The organism is Bacillus cereus G9842 (assembly GCF_000021305.1).
Taxonomy (GTDB): Bacteria; Bacillota; Bacilli; order Bacillales; family Bacillaceae_G; genus Bacillus_A; species Bacillus_A thuringiensis_S.
In genome coordinates this window covers 4,201,624-4,218,528 of sequence record NC_011772.1, presented here as the reverse complement: position 1 = coordinate 4,218,528, position 16,905 = coordinate 4,201,624, and the positions used below count along the sequence as shown (strand labels likewise).

The window sequence follows — 16,905 nt, the reverse complement described above, 5'->3', positions numbered from 1 at the left end:
TTAGTACTGGAGGGAAATAAGAATGCGTGTGAATATTACTCTAGCATGTACAGAATGCGGAGATCGTAACTATATCTCAAAGAAAAATAAACGTAACAACGCTGAGCGTATCGAGCTTAAAAAGTATTGCAAGCGTGACAAGAAGTCTACGTTACACCGTGAAACAAAGTAAGCAGTAGGAATATTTTCCTACTGTTTCTTTTTTTATTCGATTCCTATGTTAAAAGTGATACACTATCATCATAGAGAAAAGTGTCACTGTAGGGGGGAAATGTGTGAAAGAAGAGAAAGTGCGTTTGCGTAAACAAATAATAGAACACATGAATTCTTTATCAGAAGAACAGTATACAACTTTATCAGAACAGATTGCATTTTTGCTGTATGCGCAAAAAGAGTGGATTGAAGCTAAAACAATTGGAATTACTCTTTCAATGGAAAATGAAGTGAATACATATCCTATTATTGAAAAAGCTTGGGAAGAAGGAAAGAAAGTTGTAGTTCCTAAGTGTAATAAAGGAACAAGAACGATGTCCTTCCGGCAAATTAATAATTTTGATCAATTAGAAACGGTGTATATGAATTTACGCGAACCGATTCCCGGGCTTACGGAAGAAGTGAATGTGGATGGAATTGATCTTCAAATTGTGCCGGGCGTAGCTTATACAGAACGAGGAGAGCGAATTGGGTACGGCGGTGGCTATTATGATCGTTATCTCGTGCATTATAAAGGGAAAACGCTATCATTAGCGTATGGTTTTCAAATGGTAAAACACATTCCGGTAGAGCCATTTGATAAAAATATAGAAAAAATTATTACAGAAAAAGGAACAATGCTCATAAATGAGCTTGTCTAGACAAATAAAAATTGACGAGACTTTTTCTTCTTGATTATAATAAAATATGTGAACGTTTTCTTATTATAATTTTTTATAGTAAGCGAGCATAGAGGGTGATGAAATGGTATCTATTTATGATATTCAGCAATTGCTAAAGAAATTTGGTACGATTATTTATACGGGAGATCGAATTGCAGATTTACAATTAATGCAAGATGAATTGCGTGAATTAAATCAATCACAGCTAATCGATCCACAAGACTATCAAACAGCTTTATTTTTATTGAAGCAAGAAATTCAAAAAGAGCTAAATAAGAATTAGATAAAGGTAGGTAAGCAACATGGAAGAGAAATGGTTAGTTGGTGTTGACCTTGGTGGTACAACGATTAAATTAGCATTTATTAATGTATACGGTGAAATTTTACATAAGTGGGAAATCCCTACGAATACAGGTGAGCAAGGAAAACATATTACACTTGATGTTGCGAAAGCAATTGATAAAAAGCTAGAAGAATTAGGCGAATTGAAGAGCAAGTTAATTGGTATTGGTATGGGAGCTCCTGGCCCTGTACATGTGGCATCTGGAATGATTTATGAAGCGGTTAATTTAGGGTGGAAAAACTATCCGCTAAAAGATTTATTAGAAGTAGAAACAGGATTACCTGTTGTTATTGATAATGATGCAAACTTAGCAGCGCTTGGTGAAATGTGGAAAGGTGCTGGTGAAGGTGCAAAAGATTTAATCTGCATGACACTTGGTACGGGCGTTGGTGGTGGTGTAATCGCCAATGGTGAGATTGTACACGGCGTGAGTGGTGCTGCTGGTGAGATTGGACATATTACAGTAGTTACAGAAAATGCTTTCCCATGTAATTGCGGGAAGTCTGGTTGCTTAGAAACAGTAGCATCTGCAACAGGTATTGTACGTGTTGCTATGCAAAAAATACAAGAGACTAATAAAGAAAGCATGTTGCGTTCTATGTTAGCTGAAGAAGGACGTATTACATCAAAAGATGTCTTTGAAGCACTTGGACAAGGTGATGAATTAGCAGGCGAAGTAGTAGAAAAAGTAGCTTCTTATTTAGGATTAGCTGTAGCGAACCTTTCTAGTACGTTGAACCCAGAGAAAATTGTTATTGGTGGAGGCGTGTCTAAAGCTGGAGATGCGCTATTAGAACCAATTCAACGCTATTTCGAGCAATACGCTTTCTCACGTGCTGTAAAGAGCACGAAGTTAGCTATTGCAACACTTGGTAATGATGCAGGTGTTATCGGAGGAGCTTGGCTTGTAAAAAAGCACAAATACGAAGCGAAGATGATATAAGATGTGAAATATGAAAAGAGGAAGGGGGAACCCTTCCTCTTTTTGTGTGAAATCTCGATGAAGAATAAAGTGTAAACGAATTAAGCTGCTGGTGGATACCCGTTATATAGAACAGTCATGATCGTAAACCATCCGAAAACGAGTACAGTTGCAATTGCAAAGCCGCTCGCGAAAAAGTTTTTTTCACGAAGTGTTCTAAGCGTAGCAAATACAGCTAACAGAGTGACAAGTGTAAAAATAATAACAAGGCCCATACAATATCCTCCTCTGTCTACCCATTTCTTATTATGAGTTTTTGGAATATTTACTCTTTTATATTGTACATGTTTTAAAAATGATTGTCGAGATAGCATCCTTTCTTTTCCTCAGAGAAAGAAATGTTGTATCATTAAAAGTAAGTTTAATAACTGGAGGAGATTTCATATGAAATGGATACAAATGCCGTTAGGCCCATTGCAAACCAATGCTTATATTTTAATGAACGATCAAAAAGAGTGCATTATCTTTGACCCTGGTCATGAAGGTGAAAAGCTCGTTACATATTTACAAGAAGAACAATTAAAACCATTGGCGGTTTTATTAACACATGCTCACTTTGATCATATCGGTGCTGTTGATGCGGTAAGAGACGCTTTTTATATTCCTGTATACGTACATAAAGAAGAAGCAGATTGGTTAGGAGATGCAACTGTAAACGGCTCTCAAATTTTTATGATGAACCGCAGTATTACAGCAAAACCAGCGGATCATATTATTGATGCAGAAGGTACATTAACAATTGGATCATTTAATTTTGAAATTTTTGAGACGCCGGGACATTCTCCAGGAAGTATTTCTTATTATAGTAAAGAGGCGAATGCTGTATTCTCAGGAGATGTATTGTTCCAAATGAGCATTGGAAGAACAGATTTGCCTGGTGGAAGTTTTGCTGAATTAATTGGAAGTATTGAAGAGAAATTATTTGTATTACCAGATGAAACAGCGGTGTTATGTGGACATGGTCCAGAAACAAGCATTGGCTTTGAAAAAGAAAATAATCCGTTTTTACAATAAGGAGTCATTATGGGAATGGAGCTCATTTTAAGAGAATGGATGGGGAAAGAAAAGGATTATTCAATTTCATATAGTACGTATATGAACCTTGTATTGTATACAGAAGGTCATGGATATTATATGAAAGAACGTGAAAAGATTGGAAGAAAAGGGGATTTTTTTACAAGTAGCAATGTATCCTCTGTTTTTGCAAAAACTTTTGCTAAACTTTTTATTCGTCTTGTTGAAAATGGTGAAGTTGCTTCGAATATTTGTGAGGTTGGTGGGGGAACTGGAAAGTTTGCCTATGATGTTTTACAAGAATGGAAGCAATTATCTCCAAAAACCTTTATTGATTTAAACTATTCAATGATTGAAGTGAGCCCTTTTCATAGGAAATTACAGCAGGAGCAACTTGGCTCATTTTCTAATGTATCGTACTATACCTCCTATAGTGAAATGGGAGATTCTTTCGAGGGAATTCTTTTTTCGAATGAGTTGTTTGATGCATTTCCTGTTGAAATAATTGAGAAAAGAAATGGTATGTTGTATGAAGTACGTATTACATATACAGAGGAAGGAAACCTTTCAGAAGTATGTAGGCCGTTAGATAAAAGAATTGGTCGATATTTATTGAAATATAATATTCATATTGCTGAAGGGCAACGTTTTGAAGTACCAATTGTGATGGAGGAGTATATAAAAGAAATTGCGAAATGGTTTCAAAAAGGTATATGTATTACAGTTGATTACGGATACACAAAAGAAGAATGGATGCATCCAGCACACCGTGAAGGAAGTTTGCGAGGGTATTATCAGCATAAGCTAATACGAAACCCACTAGCGTATCCAGGTGAAATGGATCTTACTACTCATATTCATTGGGACGAGCTAACTGAGATGTTTAGTCTGCAGGGAATGAGTGCAGTATGGCATAAGAAACAATCTGAGTTCTTGTTAGCTGCAGGAATATTAGAACAGCTTACGAGCCATCAAGATACGAATCCTTTTTCTGAAACGCAAAAAAAAAATCGAGCAGTTCGTTCTATGATTTTGAATGGAGGAGTAGGGAGTGCGTTTGATGTTGTTATACATACAAAAGATATGCAACATTTGCATTTGGAGCAGTATGTAACAATATAAAAAAACAAGACACAGTATATACTGTGTCTTGTTTTTTAATACGACTTATGTAGTATTATATATTTCCTCTCATGATATATATTTATATTAAAGATATGAGATGAAAAATATAGAATACGTTCTTTTTCTTCGATTATTAGTCCCTAACCTAATAATACGCGAACGAGTTGAATTATTGTTTCGTTCTCTACTTTGTAATAAATTTCTAATCCTTTTCTTTCACTAGAAACGATTTTAGCGCTTTTTAATTTTGCTAAATGCTGTGAAATTGTAGATTGTGGCATGTTTAAGCCAGTATACATTGTAGAAACGTTGCTTGGACCGCGCTCAATTAATCCTTTTACGATACATAAACGAACAGGATGAGCTAGTACTTTTAATAATTCTGCATTACTTTCATATAGTTCTAATTCTTTTTGAAAGGTTTCTAACATGTTCTTTTCCACCTCCGTGTGAGCTATTATACCATACTATACATACCAAAAATTTAAAGAAAAGAAAATAGTTGTTGCAGAAAAAAAGTCCTAAAGTAAAGAAATTGTAAGAAAAGAGACCCTGATGTAAATAAAATAGGTAAATTAGCACGTTTTTGTAAAATAAAATTTTTGGGTGAAAATTTCGATGCGTTTTAAAAATTGAAAGATATAGATATATTTGTAACACAATTTTATCATGATTTTCTTATTCTTTCAAATGAATATACAAAATTTTTAAAATAATATGACAAAGGAATTGTAATGATATATATAGAATATAAAACAGTTTAAAAGAAAAGAAGCTGAATGTAATTCGCTTCTTTATGATGATAACGAAATATTTGATTACAGCTGATAAATCTTAGGATAATCAAGTCATTAGTCATTTATTCTAAAATTCATCTTTTAGCAACGTTAAAAACCTGTGATTCCATATGTTCTCGTAAAAATCAATCGTCTCTTTTGCGGACATAAAAGGATTCTTCAACGTAGAGGTTGTTTTCTGTGCCATAAAGTTTTCGTATCCCAGTCCGTGGGCAAACTTAATCGTAGCATCCATACAGTACTCTGTTTGGGCACCACAAAATTCAATGCGCTTTACAGATAATTGATCTAAAATTTCTTTTAAGTTTGTTTTATAAAATGAATTTGCATGTGTTTTTCTTACAAAAAAATCTTGTTCTTGAACATCTAGATCGGTATGAATAGCCCAATTTTCTTTCTCGGGTACTAAATCATCATCACAATATTGAACAAAAAGGATTGGTTTATTTAATTTTCTGTATGAAGAAATTCTTTGATTTACTTTTGTTAGTAAGTTCTGTAAATCAAATAAATGCTCTCCGCTATAACATACTCCATTTTGTAAATCGATAACGATTAAAATATCTGTACAAGTATCCATTATTTTTGCTCCTTTTTATTTCTTAATATATCAATTAATCCATTACTTGGAAATAGATAAAAATTTTATTTTTTAATGAACTATATAGACAGAAAAGCACTAAAACGAGTGTGGTAGACAGCATAAAAAAAGATATGAAAACTTAATTTCATATCTTCTATTCATTCTATACATTTACAGGTTCTTCTACATAAGAAAGGGCATTTTCAAAATCGGATATTAAATCGTCAACATTTTCAAGGCCAACTGATAACCGAAGTAATGAATTAGAGATCCCTCTTTCATCACGAGCTTCTTGCGACAGTGCTGCATGTGACATTTTTGCTGGGTAAGAAAGAATTGACTCTACCGCTCCTAAACTAACTGCAAAAACGGGTAATTTTACTTTTGACAAAAATTGGCGGAGTGCATCTTCTGACTGCAAAGTAAACGATAAGACCGCTCCAGCTGATGTTGCTTGAGATTGTTGAATATCAAATCCGAGATGCGTTTGTAATCCAGGATAATAGACATTTTGTACTTTAGTGTGCTCTTGTAAATAATGTGCAATTTTATTGGCATTTTTAGCTGAATGCTCGAGGCGTACATGCAATGTTTTTAGGCCACGAAGTACGAGAGAACAATCTTGAGGCCCTAAAATAGCACCGAATGCATTTTGTAAAAATCCAAGCTTTTGAGCGAGTTCTGCATCTTTTACTACTGCTAATCCGGCAGTAACATCACTATGACCAGCAATAAATTTTGTAGCACTATGAAGAACGACATCAGCTCCAAGTTCAAGTGGTTTCTGGAATAGTGGTGTCAAAAAAGTATTATCAACAAAAGTAAGAGCGCCAATAGATTTTGCAAGTTTAGAAACTTCGCGGATATCTGTCACTTTTAAAAGTGGGTTAGAAGGTGTTTCTACATAAAAGAGCTTTGTATTTGGTTTAATGTTTTGTTTTATTTCTTCTAAATTGGTCATATCAACAAATGTATGTGAAACACCGTAACGGGAGAGTACCTCAGTTATCACTCTGTAAGTGCCTCCGTATACATCTTCTGAAATGAGTACGTGATCACCTTGTGAAAGAAGGAGGAATGCAGTGGAAATCGCTGCAATGCCTGATGCAAAGGCGAATCCCTTTGTTCCACCTTCTAATAAAGCAATGATATCTTCAAGAGCTTCACGAGTTGGATTTCCTGACCTGCTATAGTCATATTTTCCGAACGTATCTACATCAAACTGGTGAAAAGTTGATGTGTTATAAATGGGAACGTTCACAGCGCCCGTTTGTGAGTCATGTTTATATTGGTTGTGTAGTAAGAGTGTATCTATAGAATAGCTCATATTTTTACACCTTCTTTTACGAGTTTAATGGCTTGCTTTAAGTCTTGAATTAAATCGTTACTATTTTCAATGCCAACGGAGAATCGAAGAAGACGATTGCATACACCGTTTGCTGTTCTAATATCTTCAGGAATATCAGCATGTGTTTGCGTTGCTGGATAAGTCATTAAACTTTCTACACCACCAAGACTTTCTGCAAATGTAATTAAGGATAAAGATTGTAAGAATGGATTAATCCAAGCTTCATCTTTAAGGCGGAATGAAATCATGCCGCCTCTTCCTGGATAAAATACATCTGTCACCCCGTTTTCATCATTTAAATATGCAACAACTGCTTTCGCATTTTCTTCATGTTGTCTCATGCGAAGCGCTAACGTTTTCATACCGCGAATTAATAACCATGAGTCAAATGGGCTTAAAACCGCGCCTGATGCATTATGATAATGAGCGATTTCCTCGCAAAGTTCCATTCCTTTTGCAACGACAAGTCCGCTTAGTACATCGTTATGTCCCCCTAAATATTTCGTTGCGCTATGGAGTACAATGTCAGCACCTTCTGTTAATGGTTGCTGTATATAAGGTGTGTAGAATGTGTTGTCTACAATAAGAAGTAGTCCGTGCCTTTTCGCTACAGTTGCGACAGCAGCAATATCAGTAACTTGCATTAATGGATTAGTTGGAGTTTCTATGAAAATAGCCTTCGTTTCAGTTGTGATAGCTTGCTCAATTTGTTTAATAGATTGTGTATTTACGTATCTACATCGAACATTCCACTTTTTTTCGTGCTCAGAAAATAATCGATACGTTCCTCCGTATAAATCTTCAGATACAATAAGTTCGTCTCCAGAGTGGAATAGAGAAAGGACGAGGAGAACAGCCGCCATCCCTGAACTACAGGCATAACCTTGTTCGCCATATTCTAAGTCTGCGATCGCCTGTTCTAAAAGACCGCGAGTTGGATTGCCAGTTCGTGAATAGTCAAAGCCAGTAGATTTACCAATTCCTTCGTGACGATAAGCGGTTGAGAAATAAACCGGTGGATTAACCGTTCCTGTTGTAGTTTCACTGCGATTTCCGATTTGTGCTAGTTTCGTTTCGATTGTTGACATGTGAAAATTCCTCCTTTTTAAATTGAAACATTAAGTGAATATAAAATAAAAAAAGCCTTCTAAGAAGAAGGCTTTCGGTTTGAATAGAGTCTTCTTCTCATCTGTCAAATCTTTCACAATTTGCTGGAATTAGCACCTTATTAACAAACTGTTAATGGTTGCTGAGGCGTCATAGGGCCAGTCCCTCTACCTCTCTAGATAAGAATGTTCGTATGAAATTTTTATTATGTTTTTAACTTTACAACAAAAGATAATTGAATTGCAAGTTTATTTTAAATAATTTTTATTTTTCCGCAAGTATCATTGACTTTTACTTTTGTGCATGCTAAATTTATTAAAAAATTAACAAACATTGTTAAAAGGGGAACGCATTTCCTTTTAGCTACATAAATAAAATAATAAAGACAACTCTTATTGAGAGCGGTGGAGGGAAAGGCCCTGTGAAACCCGGCAACCTTCAAACGAAATGTTTGAAACGGTGCTAATACCTGCAAAACGAATGTTTTGCATAATAAGAGGAGGAACGATTATGTCCCCCTCTTCAAAGTGAAGAGGGGGTTTTTATATTGATAGAAATGAGGGAGATTCGTGAAATTACTAGATTTATTATCAAAAGGAATTGTAATAGGTGATGGTGCGGTTGGGACGTTATTGCATTCACATGGTTTGCAAAGTAGCTTTGAAGAATTGAATGTATCTGATCCAGACTTAATTATATCGATTCATAAACAATATGTAGCTGCTGGAGCAGATGTAATTCAAACGAATACGTATGGGGCAAATGAGACGAAATTACGTATGTATGGTTTAGAAAATCAAGTTACAGAAATTAATAGAGCGGCAGTAAAATTGGCGAAAGCATCTGTTACAGACAGAAATGCAATTTTAGGAACAATTGGTGGTATGAAACACATCGGAGCCGTTACAACGACTGATATGGAAAGGGAGTTTATGCTACTTGAACAGGCAGGGGCTTTACTAGAAGAACAGGTTGATGGATTACTATTAGAAACTTTTTACGATGAATTTGAATTACTTCATGCCGTTAAAGTATTGCGTAAGCAAACGAATATTCCAATTGTTGCTCAATTAGCGTTACATGAAGCAGGTACGACTCAAAATGGAAATGATGTCAATGAAATATTAAAGCAACTTATAGATTGCGGTGCAAATGTTGTTGGATTGAATTGTCAACTAGGGCCGCTTCATATGACGGAAGCTTTCAAAATGATATCGATTCCGCAAAATGGCTATTTATCAGCATACCCAAATGCAGGTCTCCCGAATTATGTGGAGGGACGTTATGTATATGAGGGAAGCCCAGCTTATTTTGAAGCGATGACACCGAGATTTATTGAGCAAGGTATTCGATTATTGGGTGGTTGTTGTGGTACGACTCCAGAACATATTCAAAGTATGAAGCACGCTGTTGCGAATATTACCCCTGTAATAGAAAAAGACACGATTCAAAGGCCGAAAGTCGTTCATACGCATGAGAAACGTTCGAAGGCTCACGTCACTCTAGCAGAGAAAGCGAAAAAACAAACGACAGTTGTAGTAGAATTAGATCCACCGAAAACGTTAGATACACAGCGTTTTTTTGAAGGAGCAAGAGCGTTAAAAAGAGCGGGAGCAGATGCTATTACTCTAGCAGATAATTCATTAGCATCGCCTCGCATCTCGAATATGGCAATGGGTGCGTTATTAACCAAGCATGATATCCCAGTATTGACACATTTAACGTGTAGAGATCATAACGTCATTGGACTACAATCTCATTTGTTAGGTTTATCGGCGTTAGGGATGGAAGAAGTGTTAGCTTTAACTGGTGATCCAGCGCGCGTTGGTGATTTTCCCGGTGCAACTTCTGTATATGATTTATCCTCTATTGAGCTCATTAAAATGATTAAAGAAATGAACGATGGACGTTCAATTTTAGGGAAATCAATTGGACCGGCGACAAGGTTTTCTGTAGGCGGCGCATTTAATCCTCACGTGAGGCACTTAAAAGCAGCGGTTAAGCGAATGGAACGAAAAATAGATGCTGGAGCGGAGTATTTTTTAACTCAGCCAATTTACGATATCGCGCTAATTGAAGAAGTGTATGAAGCGACAAAGCATTTGGAACAACCTATTTTTATTGGAATTATGCCGTTAGTAAGTAAGCGGAATGCAGATTTTCTTCATTTTGAGGTGCCGGGTATTACTCTTCCTGAAGAAATAAGAGAGAGAATGGATGGACACGAAACGAAAGAGGCAGCAATTGAGGAAGGGATTCGCATTTCGCAAGAATTAATCGACATAGCGATGAAATATTTTAATGGTATTTATCTTATTACACCATTTTTAAAGTATGAAATTACAGAACATCTTGTTAAATATGTAAGAGAAAAGCAAGAAGTGAAAGAAGGTATTAATTGATGAAGTGTATAGAAGAAAAATTACAGAATAGCATTTTAATATTAGATGGGGCAATGGGGACAATGATTCAGCAAGAGGATTTAACTGCTGAAGATTTCGGAGGAGAAGAGTACGAGGGCTGTAATGAATATTTAGTAGAAACAAGACCAGACGTTATTTTAAAAATTCATAAAGCTTATATTGAAGCTGGAGCGGATATTATTGAAACAAATACATTTGGGGCAACGAATATTGTACTAAGTGATTATGAGCTGTCTCATTTAGATGAAGAACTAAATGAAAAGGCAGCACTTTTGGCGAAGCAAGCTGTTAAAGAAAGCGGGAAGGAAGTATATGTTGCGGGAGCAATGGGACCAACAACGAAAGCAATTAGTGTTACAGGTGGTGTGACTTTTGAAGAATTGATTGAGGCTTATACAAGGCAGGCACGAGGATTGTTAAAAGGAGAAGTTGATGTATTACTCGTTGAGACGAGTCAAGATATGCGTAACGTGAAAGCAGCTTATATTGGAATTCAAGCTGCTTTTGAAGAAATGAAAAAAACGGTTCCTATTATGATTTCAGGAACGATTGAGCCAATGGGAACGACTCTGGCTGGGCAAACAATTGAAGCTTTTTATTTATCAGTAGAACATATGAAACCATTATCTGTTGGATTAAACTGTGCGACTGGTCCGGAGTTTATGAGGGACCATATTCGTTCACTATCTGATTTATCGGAGTGTTACATTTCTTGTTATCCAAATGCAGGTCTTCCTGATGAAGATGGACATTACCATGAATCTCCATCTTCTCTTGCTGAAAAGGTGAAGCGATTTGCTGAAGAAGGATGGGTTAATATTATCGGTGGTTGTTGTGGCACGACACCAGAACATATAAAAGCAATGAAATCCGCGCTAGCATCTCTTAAGCCTCGTGACCATCATGAGAGAGAAGGACATGGAATTAGTGGATTGGAGGCACTTCAATACGATGAGTCTATGAGACCGTTATTTGTAGGTGAAAGAACGAATGTTATTGGATCACGTAAATTTAAACGATTAGTAGCAGAAGGGAAATTTGAAGAGGCTGCTGAAGTGGCAAGGGCGCAAGTGAAGAAAAATGCTCATATTATTGATATTTGTATGGCAGATCCTGATCGTGATGAAATAGAAGATATGGAGAAATTTTTGACAGAAGTTACGAAAGTGTTAAAAGTACCGATTATGATTGATTCAACGGATGAAAATGTTATGGCAAGAGCACTTACTTATATTCAAGGAAAAGCTGTTATCAACTCTATTAATTTAGAAGATGGAGAAGAGCGTTTTGAAAAGGTAACACCGCTTCTTCGTAAGTATGGTGCTGCAATTGTAGTTGGTACAATCGATGAAGATGGTATGGCAGTAAGTGCTGAAAGAAAATTAGAAATTGCAAAAAGAAGTTACGAATTATTAACGACGAAATATGGAATACGTCCGTCAGATATTATTTTTGATGCACTTGTGTTTCCAGTAGGGACAGGTGATGAAGAATATATTGGTTCAGCGGCAGCGACTATAGAAGGAATTCGTCTTATTAAAGAAGCGTTACCAGAGTGTTTAACGATTTTAGGTGTAAGTAACATATCATTTGGTTTACCACCAGCTGGACGTGAAGTATTGAATTCCGTCTTTTTATATCATGCTACGAAGGCTGGATTAGATTACGCGATTGTTAATACGGAAAAATTAGAACGCTATGCGTCGATTCCAGAGGAAGAAAAACACCTTGCAGATGCATTACTGTTTGAAACGACTAAAGAGACGTTAGAAGAATTTACAAACTTTTACCGAGTCGCTAAAAAGAAAGATGTCGTTGTGCAAGAAACGTTAACGCTTAATGAAAGACTAGCAAATTATATTGTAGAAGGTACGAAACAAGGATTACACGAGGATTTAAGTCTTGCACTTGAAGAAGGAAGAAAACCTCTTGATATTATTAACGGTCCGCTTATGACAGGGATGGACGAGGTAGGACGACTATTTAATAATAATGAACTTATTGTTGCTGAAGTATTGCAAAGTGCCGAAAGTATGAAAGCTGCTGTAAGTTATTTAGAGCCATATATGGAATCTAGTGATAGTGCGAAAAAAGGGAAAGTATTATTAGCAACTGTAAAAGGTGACGTGCATGATATTGGGAAAAATCTCGTTGAAATTATTTTAGCGAATAACGGATATGAGATTATTAATTTAGGAATTAATGTACGTTCAGATCGAATTGTTCAAGAAGTACAAGAAAAGAATCCGGACATTATAGGACTTTCAGGTTTATTAGTAAAATCAGCGCAACAAATGGTAACGACTGCTGAAGATTTAAAAGCTGCAAATATTGATGTTCCCATTGTTGTAGGTGGTGCAGCATTAACGAGAAAGTTTACAGATAATCGAATTTCACCATCATATAAAGGGCTCGTTTGTTATGCGAGTGATGCGATGACGGGGCTCGATATTATTAATAAGCTTCAAAAAGAAGAAGAGCGTGAGAAGATGAAACAGGATAAGAAAGAACGGCATCTTCATATCGTAAAAAAAGAGGAGAAGAAAGTAGAAATTCCAGCAGTAATTGAGCCATTACCAAAGGCTGAGGTTATCGTGCCTGATTCAACAAAACGAATTGTATTACGCGATATTCCCGCCCTTCATCTCGCTCCATTTTTAAATAGACAAATGCTACTTGGGCATCACCTTGGATTAAAAGGAAATGTGAAGAAGCTTTTGAAAGAGGGAGATAAGAGAGCGCATGAATTAAATGATTTAATAGATGAATTATTGCAAGAAGGACAATCTTGGTTAAAGCCAAAAGCAGTGTATCAATTTTTCCCAGCGCAAAGCGATGGACAAAACATTGTAATATATGATCCAGAAGATCATACGCGTGTTATAGAGCGTTTCACGTTCCCTAGACAAGGAAAGGCCCCCTATCGTACTTTAGGCGATTATTTGCGCCCAATTGGAGATGAGATGGACTATGTTGCTTTCTTATCTGTTACGGTTGGGGAAGGAGTTCGGGACATTGCTGAAGAGTGGAAGGCGAAAGGTGATTACTTACGTAGTCATGCCATTCAATCGTTAGCGCTTGAATTAGCAGAAGGACTTGCTGAAAAAACACATATGCTCATTCGTGACCGCTGGGGCATTCCAGACTCACCTGAACTGACGATGGAAGAACGTTTCCGTACGAAATATAGAGGAATACGCGTGTCATTTGGTTATCCGGCGTGTCCAGAACTTGCAGATCAAGAAAAGCTATTTCGCTTAATTCATCCAGAGGAAATAGGTATTTCATTAACAGAAGGATTCATGATGGAGCCAGAAGCTTCCGTAACGGCTATGGTATTTTCTCACCCTGAGGCAAGATATTTTAGTGTATTATAGTCTAGAAGGGGGAGACGTATGAAGAAAATAGTCTTTACAGGTGGCGGTTCGGCAGGACATGTAACACCTAATTTAGCCATTATCCCACATTTACAGGAAGACAACTGGGATATCTCTTATATTGGTTCTCATCAAGGTATTGAGAAAACGATTATAGAAAAGGAAGGCATTCCCTACTATAGTATTTCGAGTGGAAAGCTACGTCGTTATTTTGATTTGAAAAATATAAAAGATCCTTTTCTTGTAATGAAGGGTGTTATGGATGCGTATGTAAGGATTCGAAAACTAAAACCAGATGTGATTTTTTCAAAAGGCGGTTTCGTATCTGTACCAGTCGTAATTGGAGGATGGCTAAATAGAGTACCAGTTTTATTACATGAATCTGATATGACGCCAGGATTAGCAAATAAAATTGCGCTTCGTTTTGCTTCGAAAATATTTGTTACATTTGAAGAAGCAGCGAAGCATTTACCGAAAGGAAAAGTAATATATACGGGATCTCCTGTACGTGAAGAAGTGCTGAAGGGAAATTCTGAAACAGGTTTAGCATTTTTAGGTTTTTCACGTAAAAAGCCAGTTATTACGATTATGGGAGGCAGCTTGGGCGCGAAGAAAATTAATGATACGGCTCGAGAAGCATTACCAGAACTTCTTAAAAAGTATCAAATTGTTCACCTTTGCGGAAAAGGTAACCTTGATGAAAGTTTACAAAATAAAGAAGGATATAGACAATTTGAATATGTACATGGAGAACTGCCGGATATATTAGCGGTAACAGATTTTGTTATTTCACGCGCGGGCTCCAACGCAATTTTTGAATTTTTAACATTACAAAAGCCGATGGTTTTAATTCCATTATCGAAATTTGCAAGCCGTGGAGATCAAATATTAAATGCAGAGTCCTTTGAAAGGCAAGGGTATGCCTCCGTATTATATGAAGAAGATGTAACTGTAAAATCTCTGATAAAGTATGTCGAAGAATTGAATCAAAATAATGAGAAGTATAAAACAGCACTAAAAAAATATAATGGAAAAGAAGCAATTCAAACAATCATTCAAAATATTTCAGAGGCATGATGAAACAATCATGCCTCTTTTAGTAGGGTGAAAGATTCCAAGAATTGATATTTTTATGTTACAATAAAGTGAAACTTTAATCAGTTGGGTGCATCCCACATCTAACTTCTTTACTTTTACTGAAATTTGAGGAGGGAGTCTTACTGCCCTCAAATAGCGGGATAACAACTGGGTTAATAGAGAAATTCCAATTAATGAGGCGTGAAAATACGAATGGATTAGGAGTGACTGTGTTGGAGCTAAGTCTCTATGAAAATACTGCACTTATTATATGCTTTGTGTTGTACGTTGGTAGTGTTATTGTTTATATTTCAAGGAAATTTTCGCAAGAAAGAGAGCTTGAAAAGTCAGAGATAACAGCTGAACTAGAAATGTTAGCTGATGAAAGTTATAAAAAACAAAAAATAAAAGAAGACCATGAAGCATCCCATCATTTAAACGCAAATAAGTTTTAAAGATGGGGATTTTTTTTGAAGTTGTTCTTTATTATAGCTATAACAAATAACGCTAAAAAGGAGTTTCCCCATACATAATGAAGGAGTGTATATAAATGAATTTTTATATCGCCTCAGGTTTCCAAAATAAACATCTTGTACGTTCCGTAGCAAATGAACTGAAACATGCAGGATGGCACCATACATATGATTGGGCCAAAAACGAAAGAGCAGCGAATCAAGAACAATTAAGAGAAATTGGTCAGGCAGAACAAAATGCTGTAAAAGAAGCGGATGTGTTTTTACTTATATTAGATGGCGGAAACGGGAGCCATACAGAGTTTGGAATGGCGATTGCGCTAGAGAAAACGATATATGTATATCATGCAGGAAATCCGCTCCAAACAACGTTCTATCACTTGCCAGAAATAAATATTTTTGAAGGAGATGTAGCTGAGTTTGCATCTTATGTTATGAATCATGTGAAATAATGTAACTACCTAAAAGGTTATAAAAGTGATCTTTTGGGTACAGTGATGATAAGAAACGTATATAAAGGAGTACATAATATGAAATTAGAAAATGGATGGGAAACGAGCTTTTTAGAAGTCGTACAAAATAGTGAATTTAAGAAAGAGGCACTTCTTAGTCAATTGCTTTGTCAGGATAGTGAAGAAGTAGAAGAGCTTGTGGATGATTACGGCTACGAAGAACTTGTTGAACGTGAACATGATGATGAGTTAGCTGAAATTTTAGGAGAAGAACTTTTTAGTGAGATGGAACGCCAAGTATTCTTATCTTCAAACCCAGAAGAAAAACTTATTGCATTCGTCAATGGATTAGGTTTTCATGTGTTAGATTGGATCGTTCTTCTTGAAACAGAATTTGGAATTGATAGTGCAAACTTTACATCAGATGCTGTAAAGGTGTTAGAAAAGCGTTTCAGCCAGTTTCCGTACATAGAGGACAATACAATTTTTGATATGACATTTGGAGAATCGATGGATGTATTAGAATCTGTTACAGGATTACAACTAAAGGAAAAGATGAACATATAATGAAAAAAGAACGTGATTGGATCACGTTCTTTTTTTACATAATAATAATTTTATCATCTAGTTTTGTCTGCCCGGTAAGAAGTGCGTTTAAATATTCCACTTTTCTTATACAAGCTTGTATATGTCTTTCAACCTCTTGTAACTCTGCTTGGTGATGTGTTTCAATTGGATGAATTTGTACGTTGAATTTTTCAAATTGACTACTATATGTTATTTCTGCATAGCCGCTCATAATATCGGTTTCGTTATGAAATAAAAATTGCCTCGTTTTGTCACAGAATGATACATCCTGAAAGCCATATACTTTTAATGCTTCAATTACTTTTTTTATCATTTTTGTATTCATTTTTTTAACCCTCTTT

The 16,905-nt window shown here is 36.0% G+C and carries 18 protein-coding genes and 2 riboswitches; of the genes, 12 read left to right on the top strand and 6 right to left on the bottom strand.

Annotated features, from left to right (window positions below):
• Positions 1 to 22: 22 nt before the first annotated feature.
• The 4 genes from rpmG (at position 23) to glcK (ending at position 2,161) form a co-directional block, all read left to right on the top strand.
• On the top strand, positions 23 to 172 hold the full coding sequence (gene rpmG / locus BCG9842_RS21250) for a 50S ribosomal protein L33 (RefSeq protein WP_001265616.1): 150 nt from the start codon (positions 23 to 25) through the stop codon (positions 170 to 172).
• Positions 173 to 275: 103 nt separating this feature from the next.
• On the top strand, positions 276 to 854 hold the full coding sequence (locus BCG9842_RS21245; RefSeq protein WP_000656858.1) for a 5-formyltetrahydrofolate cyclo-ligase: 579 nt from the start codon (positions 276 to 278) through the stop codon (positions 852 to 854).
• A 103-nt stretch (positions 855 to 957) separates the two neighbouring features.
• On the top strand, positions 958 to 1,158 hold the full coding sequence (locus BCG9842_RS21240; RefSeq protein ID WP_000253699.1) for a YqgQ family protein: 201 nt from the start codon (positions 958 to 960) through the stop codon (positions 1,156 to 1,158).
• A 19-nt stretch (positions 1,159 to 1,177) separates the two neighbouring features.
• The gene (glcK, locus tag BCG9842_RS21235; RefSeq protein ID WP_000391701.1) at positions 1,178 to 2,161 is read left to right on the top strand and encodes a glucokinase; all 984 of its coding nucleotides are present in this window, start codon (positions 1,178 to 1,180) and stop codon (positions 2,159 to 2,161) included.
• An 80-nt stretch (positions 2,162 to 2,241) separates the two neighbouring features.
• Here the strand turns inward: glcK and BCG9842_RS30370 are convergent, their stop codons facing one another.
• Positions 2,242 to 2,415 carry a DUF2759 domain-containing protein gene (locus tag BCG9842_RS30370; protein ID WP_000524852.1) on the bottom strand — a complete coding sequence of 58 codons (174 nt, stop codon included), beginning with the start codon at positions 2,413 to 2,415 and terminating at the stop codon, positions 2,242 to 2,244.
• 169 nt (positions 2,416 to 2,584) lie between these two features.
• Here BCG9842_RS30370 and BCG9842_RS21225 point away from each other — a divergent pair, with 169 nt between their 5' ends.
• Together BCG9842_RS21225 and BCG9842_RS21220 are read left to right on the top strand one after the other, a co-directional pair.
• On the top strand, positions 2,585 to 3,214 hold the full coding sequence (locus tag BCG9842_RS21225; protein ID WP_000871230.1) for an MBL fold metallo-hydrolase: 630 nt from the start codon (positions 2,585 to 2,587) through the stop codon (positions 3,212 to 3,214).
• Between the two features lie 9 nt (positions 3,215 to 3,223).
• Complete coding sequence (locus BCG9842_RS21220; RefSeq protein WP_000525134.1) at positions 3,224 to 4,336, top strand: class I SAM-dependent methyltransferase; 1,113 nt, start codon at positions 3,224 to 3,226, stop codon at positions 4,334 to 4,336.
• 143 nt (positions 4,337 to 4,479) lie between these two features.
• On the opposite strand, the gene BCG9842_RS21215 is transcribed toward BCG9842_RS21220, so the two are convergent.
• The 4 genes from BCG9842_RS21215 to metI all read right to left on the bottom strand — a co-directional run bounded on the left by BCG9842_RS21215 (position 4,480) and on the right by metI (position 8,155).
• Entirely contained in the window at positions 4,480 to 4,770 is a 291-nt protein-coding gene (locus BCG9842_RS21215; protein ID WP_000894377.1) for an ArsR/SmtB family transcription factor, read from the bottom strand.
• A gap of 433 nt (positions 4,771 to 5,203) precedes the next feature.
• Positions 5,204 to 5,716 carry a cysteine hydrolase family protein gene (locus BCG9842_RS21210; protein ID WP_000379187.1) on the bottom strand — a complete coding sequence of 171 codons (513 nt, stop codon included), beginning with the start codon at positions 5,714 to 5,716 and terminating at the stop codon, positions 5,204 to 5,206.
• Positions 5,717 to 5,882: 166 nt separating this feature from the next.
• Entirely contained in the window at positions 5,883 to 7,046 is a 1,164-nt protein-coding gene (metC, locus tag BCG9842_RS21205) for a cystathionine beta-lyase (protein ID WP_000122298.1), read from the bottom strand.
• Positions 7,043 to 8,155: a cystathionine gamma-synthase/O-acetylhomoserine thiolyase gene (metI, locus tag BCG9842_RS21200; RefSeq protein WP_000103880.1), complete on the bottom strand. Its 1,113-nt coding sequence runs from the start codon at positions 8,153 to 8,155 to the stop codon at positions 7,043 to 7,045. Before metI ends, metC begins: the two co-directional genes overlap by 4 nt.
• 94 nt (positions 8,156 to 8,249) lie before the next feature.
• Positions 8,250 to 8,360: riboswitch (SAM riboswitch) on the bottom strand.
• Positions 8,361 to 8,563: 203 nt separating this feature from the next.
• A riboswitch (SAM riboswitch) is annotated at positions 8,564 to 8,673 on the top strand.
• 70 nt (positions 8,674 to 8,743) lie between these two features.
• On the opposite strand from metI, the gene BCG9842_RS21195 reads away from it, so the two are divergent.
• The 6 genes from BCG9842_RS21195 (at position 8,744) to BCG9842_RS21170 (ending at position 16,543) form a co-directional block, all read left to right on the top strand.
• Positions 8,744 to 10,576: a bifunctional homocysteine S-methyltransferase/methylenetetrahydrofolate reductase gene (locus BCG9842_RS21195; RefSeq protein ID WP_000770366.1), complete on the top strand. Its 1,833-nt coding sequence runs from the start codon at positions 8,744 to 8,746 to the stop codon at positions 10,574 to 10,576.
• Complete coding sequence (gene metH / locus BCG9842_RS21190; RefSeq protein ID WP_000649724.1) at positions 10,576 to 13,974, top strand: methionine synthase; 3,399 nt, start codon at positions 10,576 to 10,578, stop codon at positions 13,972 to 13,974. Before BCG9842_RS21195 ends, metH begins: the two co-directional genes overlap by 1 nt.
• An 18-nt stretch (positions 13,975 to 13,992) precedes the next feature.
• Positions 13,993 to 15,051 (top strand): undecaprenyldiphospho-muramoylpentapeptide beta-N-acetylglucosaminyltransferase, encoded by a 1,059-nt coding sequence (locus BCG9842_RS21185; RefSeq protein WP_000724744.1) that lies wholly within the window; start codon positions 13,993 to 13,995, stop codon positions 15,049 to 15,051.
• Positions 15,052 to 15,245: 194 nt separating this feature from the next.
• Positions 15,246 to 15,506 (top strand): DUF3966 domain-containing protein, encoded by a 261-nt coding sequence (locus tag BCG9842_RS21180; protein ID WP_001250699.1) that lies wholly within the window; start codon positions 15,246 to 15,248, stop codon positions 15,504 to 15,506.
• A 95-nt stretch (positions 15,507 to 15,601) separates the two neighbouring features.
• Positions 15,602 to 15,976 (top strand): nucleoside 2-deoxyribosyltransferase, encoded by a 375-nt coding sequence (locus BCG9842_RS21175; RefSeq protein ID WP_001012339.1) that lies wholly within the window; start codon positions 15,602 to 15,604, stop codon positions 15,974 to 15,976.
• Positions 15,977 to 16,054: 78 nt separating this feature from the next.
• Positions 16,055 to 16,543: a hypothetical protein gene (locus BCG9842_RS21170; RefSeq protein WP_000764264.1), complete on the top strand. Its 489-nt coding sequence runs from the start codon at positions 16,055 to 16,057 to the stop codon at positions 16,541 to 16,543.
• A 34-nt stretch (positions 16,544 to 16,577) separates the two neighbouring features.
• On the opposite strand, the gene BCG9842_RS21165 is transcribed toward BCG9842_RS21170, so the two are convergent.
• Positions 16,578 to 16,889, bottom strand: coding sequence for a hypothetical protein (locus BCG9842_RS21165; protein WP_001093240.1), 312 nt, complete (start codon positions 16,887 to 16,889; stop codon positions 16,578 to 16,580).
• Between the last annotated feature and the right edge of the window lie 16 nt (positions 16,890 to 16,905).

Coding starts and splice junctions, on each gene's coding strand:
- BCG9842_RS21225 (WP_000871230.1), top strand. CDS start 2,585: ATGAAATGGATACAAATGCCGTTAGGCCCATTGCAAACCAATGCTTAT.
- BCG9842_RS21210 (WP_000379187.1), bottom strand. CDS start 5,716: ATGGATACTTGTACAGATATTTTAATCGTTATCGATTTACAAAATGGA.
- BCG9842_RS30370 (WP_000524852.1), bottom strand. CDS start 2,415: ATGGGCCTTGTTATTATTTTTACACTTGTCACTCTGTTAGCTGTATTT.
- metH (WP_000649724.1), top strand. CDS start 10,576: ATGAAGTGTATAGAAGAAAAATTACAGAATAGCATTTTAATATTAGAT.
- glcK (WP_000391701.1), top strand. CDS start 1,178: ATGGAAGAGAAATGGTTAGTTGGTGTTGACCTTGGTGGTACAACGATT.
- rpmG (WP_001265616.1), top strand. CDS start 23: ATGCGTGTGAATATTACTCTAGCATGTACAGAATGCGGAGATCGTAAC.
- BCG9842_RS21215 (WP_000894377.1), bottom strand. CDS start 4,770: ATGTTAGAAACCTTTCAAAAAGAATTAGAACTATATGAAAGTAATGCA.
- BCG9842_RS21170 (WP_000764264.1), top strand. CDS start 16,055: ATGAAATTAGAAAATGGATGGGAAACGAGCTTTTTAGAAGTCGTACAA.
- BCG9842_RS21180 (WP_001250699.1), top strand. CDS start 15,246: ATGAGGCGTGAAAATACGAATGGATTAGGAGTGACTGTGTTGGAGCTA.
- BCG9842_RS21165 (WP_001093240.1), bottom strand. CDS start 16,889: ATGAATACAAAAATGATAAAAAAAGTAATTGAAGCATTAAAAGTATAT.
- BCG9842_RS21175 (WP_001012339.1), top strand. CDS start 15,602: ATGAATTTTTATATCGCCTCAGGTTTCCAAAATAAACATCTTGTACGT.
- BCG9842_RS21185 (WP_000724744.1), top strand. CDS start 13,993: ATGAAGAAAATAGTCTTTACAGGTGGCGGTTCGGCAGGACATGTAACA.
- metC (WP_000122298.1), bottom strand. CDS start 7,046: ATGAGCTATTCTATAGATACACTCTTACTACACAACCAATATAAACAT.
- metI (WP_000103880.1), bottom strand. CDS start 8,155: ATGTCAACAATCGAAACGAAACTAGCACAAATCGGAAATCGCAGTGAA.
- BCG9842_RS21240 (WP_000253699.1), top strand. CDS start 958: ATGGTATCTATTTATGATATTCAGCAATTGCTAAAGAAATTTGGTACG.
- BCG9842_RS21220 (WP_000525134.1), top strand. CDS start 3,224: ATGGGAATGGAGCTCATTTTAAGAGAATGGATGGGGAAAGAAAAGGAT.